The sequence below is a fragment of the Bacillus litorisediminis genome, from assembly GCF_022808645.1.
GTDB classification, from domain to species: domain Bacteria; phylum Bacillota; class Bacilli; order Bacillales; family JC228; genus Bacillus_BF; species Bacillus_BF litorisediminis.
The window spans coordinates 1-5,296 of the sequence record NZ_JAKZKT010000090.1 but is presented as its reverse complement, the minus strand read 5'-3'; the positions used below and the strand labels follow the sequence as shown (position 1 = coordinate 5,296).

The following is a 5,296-nucleotide window of genomic DNA, read 5'->3' as shown; positions in this document are numbered from 1 at the left end:
TATGCAAGTAAGATCCCTTGAAGATGACAAGGTAGATAGGTCTGAGGTGGAAGCACGGTGACGTGTGGAGCTGACAGATACTAATCGATCGAGGACTTAACCAAGTTTATGGTGATTTTGGTCCTTATCTTATTCTTTAGTCGTTATCTAGTTTTGAGAGAACGAAGTTCTCTAAAATAGTTCTTGAAAATTTCAAGAAACCCATTATAATAGAATTTGTCTTCAATTTTTCAGCTTTAACCGGTCTGGTGATTATGGCGAGAAGGTCACACCCGTTCCCATCCCGAACACGGAAGTTAAGCTTCTCAGCGCCGATGGTAGTTGGGGGCTGTCCCCCTGTGAGAGTAGGACATCGCCAGGCTTTATATTCCGCAGTAGCTCAGTGGTAGAGCATTCGGCTGTTAACCGAACGGTCGTAGGTTCGAATCCTACCTGCGGAGCCATTAGGAGAGCTGTCCGAGTGGCCGAAGGAGCACGATTGGAAATCGTGTATACGCTAACCGCGTATCAAGGGTTCAAATCCCTTGCTCTCCGCCATAATACATATGGCCCGTTGGTCAAGTGGTTAAGACACCGCCCTTTCACGGCGGTAACACGGGTTCGAATCCCGTACGGGTCACCATTTATTTTTTGAATTCGGAAGCTCAAGCTAGGAGGATTAGCTCAGCTGGGAGAGCACCTGCCTTACAAGCAGGGGGTCGGCGGTTCGATCCCGTCATCCTCCACCACTAAATCTTTGAGCAAAAACTCAATATTATTTCTATTACCGCGGGGTGGAGCAGTCCGGTAGCTCGTCGGGCTCATAACCCGAAGGTCGCAGGTTCAAATCCTGCCCCCGCAACCAAACAAAGTGTTTTAAAAATGGTCCGGTAGTTCAGTCGGTTAGAATGCCTGCCTGTCACGCAGGAGGTCGCGGGTTCGAGTCCCGTCCGGACCGCCATTAAAACTTATGCATGCGGCTCAGTAGCTCAGTCGGTAGAGCTCGTCCGAATAATCTACGAAGCTTTACAACAGCACACAAGTCGAGCTGCTACTTGAAACACCTTACTGAGACTTGGGTGAAGGACTAGCAGAAAATTTTGATAAGTGATAATTCTTTAATTGGCTCAGTAGCTCAGTCGGTAGAGCAAAGGACTGAAAATCCTTGTGTCGGCGGTTCGATTCCGTCCTGAGCCACCATGATTAAGTTGGAAGACATTACCTCTAGAAAGAGTAGTGGAGATATAGTATAATAATATCCTTGCCGGTGTAGCTCAATTGGTAGAGCAACTGACTTGTAATCAGTAGGTTGGGGGTTCAAGTCCTCTCGCCGGCACCATTTTTTAGGTACTAATTTTATATGGATCGTGGAGGGGTAGCGAAGTGGCTAAACGCGGCGGACTGTAAATCCGCTCCCTCTGGGTTCGGCGGTTCGAATCCGTCCCCCTCCACCATTGATCACAGGGGCATAGTTTAACGGTAGAACAGAGGTCTCCAAAACCTCCGGTGTGGGTTCGATTCCTACTGCCCCTGCCATTTTCATGTGATGGCGGCTGTGGCGAAGTGGTTAACGCATCGGATTGTGGTTCCGACATTCGTGGGTTCGATTCCCATCAGCCGCCCCATTTCACATTTTAATATTCTGCTTCATATGTTATTATTGGGCTATAGCCAAGCGGTAAGGCAACGGACTTTGACTCCGTCATTCGTAGGTTCGAATCCTGCTAGCCCAGCTTTGCGGAAGTAGTTCAGTGGTAGAACACCACCTTGCCAAGGTGGGGGTCGCGGGTTCGAATCCCGTCTTCCGCTCCAAACTACTCTTTATGATTATGGCGCCATAGCCAAGTGGTAAGGCAGAGGTCTGCAAAACCTTTATCACCGGTTCGAATCCGGTTGGCGCCTCCATCAAATGCCGGTGTGGCGGAATTGGCAGACGCGCACGACTCAAAATCGTGTTCCGTAAGGAGTGTCGGTTCGACCCCGACCACCGGTACTTATAATTTTTGATATGACGGTACTTACATTGCGTAGGTACCGTTTTTTGTTGCGTTTCATAACCCGTTAAATGGTCGTGCGCATCGTTAAGCCTCGTTTTCCTAATCTACAGGAAGGCGAGGTTTTTTTAGCCTAGAAACAGACGTGACAATCGACTAAATGTACGGAAGATTCAAGTTGTAGAAAAATCGTTAAAGGGTCGGGAACTCAGTTTGACAATGCTATGCGAATGTTTATCGCTCGTTTACTGTGTTATCCTCTAAATGGATGAATCCCCGGAAAATTTATTTTAAGGTCATTTATAAAGGTTATTCATGCATACAAATAGAATTTATAAAGAGGCAAATCCTGATGTTAATTTGGAGGCAGTTATGTTAGATTTTGATAATTTAGAAGGGTATCGGGACGCAGACACTTATGATTTATTGAATGAATTGAGCGAAGTAGAAAGTAAGTTTTATTTTGACCTTGCAGTTCAACAAGGCGGCCCTATTTTAGACGTTGCTTGTGGGACAGGTAGATTCACAATTCCTTTAGCAGAGCGTGGATTTGATATTACCGGTCTGGATATATAACTCCAGAAATGTTGGAACTTGCAAAAAAAAAAGCCGAACGCTTAAATGTTTCGGTCAATTGGGTGCATGCTGATGCAAGACAATTTGATTTAAGTTGCCAGTATCGATTCATATTTACCACTGGTAACTCATTTCAGCACTTCCTGGATAGAGCCTCAGTAGATGGATTGCTTGGATCAGTTCACAGACATCTTGAAGAAGATGGAGTCTTTGCGTTCGAAACTAGGAATCCAAATATTTCGCTTTTGAAGACGGATGAAAATATTGAAAAGGATGCCGGTTCATGGACAGATAATTATGGCTATCATTGTAGCAGTACATACCGACGTTCGTATGATCATATAACCCAATTAGAGCACTATATCTTTACGAATCGTCGATGGAAGGAAGTGTCGAAGGTAGTGGAAACAGTAGAGCCGTTTGCCCTTCGTTACTTTTTTCCTCAAGAGCTTGAAAGTTTGCTGTTTTATAATGGATTTGAACTAGAAGAGATGTATGGGAACTTTGACATGAGTCCATTTCAAGCGGATAGTCCACTCATGGTTTGTGTTTGCCGAAAACGACAAAAATAAAGGTATAATCCTTATTGAATTAAGGGTGCTTTACTTTAAGATCCAGCTGCCGTCACAGGCGGCTTTTGTATTTCCGGTAGGTGCAGTTTAGTGCAAGAGCAATGATTAACTGATGTTGCAGAATAAGAAAAGGAAGGTTAATGAGAATAATAGAACATAGTAATAACCAGAGTAAAGAGGGCATATAAAGCAAAGTTCTTGCAGAATTCAAAATAAGGAAACGATTATTCTAATCAATTTGAACTAAAAGCCTTTAAATTTCTTCCAATATCTTCTATGCGGATAGTATACTATTTTTATTAAGTAATTAATATTGATGGGAGCTGCAATAATTTGTTACGAAGGGGAAAAGCTGTAATTATTGGCGGAGGTATTTCTGGAAAATTGGTTGCACGTGTACTGTCTGAATTTTTCCAAGAGGTAATTATTTTAGAACGTGATTCAGAACCACATGGACCTTTTCCGAGAAAAGGTGTACCACAAGGCAAGCATATCCATGCGCTTCTTTTTGCCGGTGCGAATGGTCTCGAAGAGCTGTTTCCTGGTATTACGGAGAAGTATAACGCAAGCGGAGCTGTTAAAATCAATTCCACCCAAGACATTGCATGGTTTCACCATGGGGTTTGGAAACTCCGCTTTGTTGGAGATTACACAACCATTCTTCAAACACGCCCGCATCTAGAATGGCATATTGAACAATACGTTAAAAGTATCCCAAACGTAACCATTCAGTACAGCCAAAACGTTCAAAACTTTTTATATATTGAAGAAGAAAATCGAATTACTGGAGTCGAAATAATCAATGGCAGCGACTCCATAAGAACCATAAATGCGGATCTGATTGTAGATGCAAGCGGAGTAAACAGTCTTTCCTCAAGATGGCTAAACAAACGAGAAGTACATATTCCAGAGGAAACGGTTAAAATTGACTTAAGTTATTTTACAAAAACACTTCAACTCCCTGACAACCCAAACAGGGACTGGTCCATTAAACTTGTGTATCCAACCCCTCCCTTTGAAAAAATCGGCGGAGGCATTTCGAAGGTAGAGGGAAATCGTTTTTTAGTTACGTTTATGGGATATCATAACGAATTAAACGAAAAAGAAATACTGAAAAGTGACAACGGCTTTATAGAAATAGCCAAAAAATTGCCAAAACTGGATATCTATCAAGAACTAAAGGATGCCACTGCTTTATCCAGCACTTCTGCCTTCCGTGTACCGAATATCACCTGGAGAAGATTTGATAAGGTGAATAATTTTCCAAAAGGTCTTTTAATGATTGGGGATACGATATGCCGAATCGATCCTTTTTTTGGGCAAGGCATGAGTATTGCAATCATGGAAGCGCTAGCATTAAAAAAATTGCTTATGGACCAAAAGCACACAAATCAAAAAATGATTGAAACCTTTCATCAACAGGCTGCGAAAATCATTTCCCCTATTTGGAATATGGTGATTACAGAAGATTTTCGTTATCCGGATACTGTTGGGAAAAAGCCAGCAGGTCTTTCTATTCAGCAATGGTATGCGAAAAACATTTTTCTTTTATCATCTGAGAATAAAGATATCTATAACTCTTTTATTAAGGTTATGCACCTTCTTCGCCCGACTTCCACCCTGATGCATCCAACCATTATAAAAAGTGTGCTGAAGCGGACATTTACAAATAATCGTTAGTATTTTCTCTCCAGTGATATGATTGATAAAGACGACTTTTTTAGATAAAAAGCTGCCGTTCGAAATAGTCTATAGATTTTTTTACCAATATTGGTGTTGCCATTAAATTGATTTTTCAAAGAGATTTTTAACGAAACAGCTAATGACTACAGCTTAATAATTCATGATGGAGGTTCTTCCAGTATCGGAATTTCATTTTGTCCCTGGTGTGGTACAAACCTGTGATTAGCAATACTTAGTTGTATATTGTAGGTGCGAGTTGCTGAGAAGGATTAACGGTTTATTTGTTGAAGTTATTGTACTACCATGAAAATTAACTTCTACAACCTCACAAAAAAGGCAATACTAAAATAGACGCAGCTCTTTTATTTTTTTAAAAGATGCGCCTAAATAAGATGTCCTGGATTCGGATTCATAATTAAGAGACTTCTGTTATTGTCACACTATATCCTAAGTTCTCTAGTCTTCGAACAGAATGGCGTACAATAGACACTT

The 5,296-nt window shown here is 41.8% G+C and carries 4 protein-coding genes, 15 tRNA genes and 2 rRNA genes; all 21 read left to right on the top strand.

Annotation, left to right across the window (positions count from 1 at the left end; translation table 11 throughout):
- Positions 1–104 (top strand): 23S ribosomal RNA (locus MLE14_RS21775); the annotation flags it as partial.
- A gap of 140 nt (positions 105–244) precedes the next feature.
- Positions 245–361: ribosomal RNA gene (gene rrf / locus MLE14_RS21770) — 5S ribosomal RNA — on the top strand.
- Between the two features lie 7 nt (positions 362–368).
- Positions 369–443 (top strand) — tRNA-Asn (locus MLE14_RS21765).
- Positions 444–446: 3 nt separating this feature from the next.
- Positions 447–537: transfer RNA gene (locus MLE14_RS21760), tRNA-Ser, on the top strand.
- A 10-nt stretch (positions 538–547) separates the two neighbouring features.
- Positions 548–622 (top strand) — tRNA-Glu (locus tag MLE14_RS21755).
- A gap of 30 nt (positions 623–652) precedes the next feature.
- A tRNA-Val gene (locus MLE14_RS21750) sits at positions 653–728 on the top strand.
- 39 nt (positions 729–767) lie between these two features.
- A tRNA-Met gene (locus MLE14_RS21745) sits at positions 768–844 on the top strand.
- Positions 845–863: 19 nt separating this feature from the next.
- A tRNA-Asp gene (locus MLE14_RS21740) sits at positions 864–940 on the top strand.
- Between the two features lie 163 nt (positions 941–1,103).
- Positions 1,104–1,179, top strand: a tRNA-Phe gene (locus MLE14_RS21735).
- 63 nt (positions 1,180–1,242) lie between these two features.
- A tRNA-Thr gene (locus tag MLE14_RS21730) sits at positions 1,243–1,318 on the top strand.
- Positions 1,319–1,348: 30 nt separating this feature from the next.
- A tRNA-Tyr gene (locus MLE14_RS21725) sits at positions 1,349–1,433 on the top strand.
- 8 nt (positions 1,434–1,441) lie between these two features.
- Positions 1,442–1,515, top strand: a tRNA-Trp gene (locus MLE14_RS21720).
- 13 nt (positions 1,516–1,528) lie between these two features.
- A tRNA-His gene (locus MLE14_RS21715) sits at positions 1,529–1,604 on the top strand.
- 36 nt (positions 1,605–1,640) lie between these two features.
- Positions 1,641–1,712 (top strand) — tRNA-Gln (locus MLE14_RS21710).
- A 4-nt stretch (positions 1,713–1,716) separates the two neighbouring features.
- Positions 1,717–1,791 (top strand) — tRNA-Gly (locus MLE14_RS21705).
- Positions 1,792–1,810: 19 nt separating this feature from the next.
- Positions 1,811–1,884, top strand: a tRNA-Cys gene (locus MLE14_RS21700).
- Positions 1,885–1,890: 6 nt separating this feature from the next.
- A tRNA-Leu gene (locus tag MLE14_RS21695) sits at positions 1,891–1,972 on the top strand.
- A 373-nt stretch (positions 1,973–2,345) separates the two neighbouring features.
- A complete protein-coding gene (locus MLE14_RS21690) occupies positions 2,346–2,549 on the top strand; it encodes a class I SAM-dependent methyltransferase (RefSeq protein WP_243300486.1) in 204 nt (67 codons plus the stop codon).
- Positions 2,550–2,557: 8 nt separating this feature from the next.
- Positions 2,558–3,121, top strand: a complete 564-nt coding sequence (locus MLE14_RS21685) for a class I SAM-dependent methyltransferase (RefSeq protein ID WP_243300485.1) — start codon at positions 2,558–2,560, stop codon at positions 3,119–3,121.
- Positions 3,122–3,454: 333 nt separating this feature from the next.
- Entirely contained in the window at positions 3,455–4,801 is a 1,347-nt protein-coding gene (locus tag MLE14_RS21680; RefSeq protein ID WP_243300484.1) for an FAD-dependent oxidoreductase, read from the top strand.
- 123 nt (positions 4,802–4,924) lie between these two features.
- Positions 4,925–5,026, top strand: coding sequence for a DUF6980 family protein (locus tag MLE14_RS22835; RefSeq protein WP_390629399.1), 102 nt, complete (start codon positions 4,925–4,927; stop codon positions 5,024–5,026).
- The last annotated feature ends 270 nt before the right edge of the window (positions 5,027–5,296 follow it).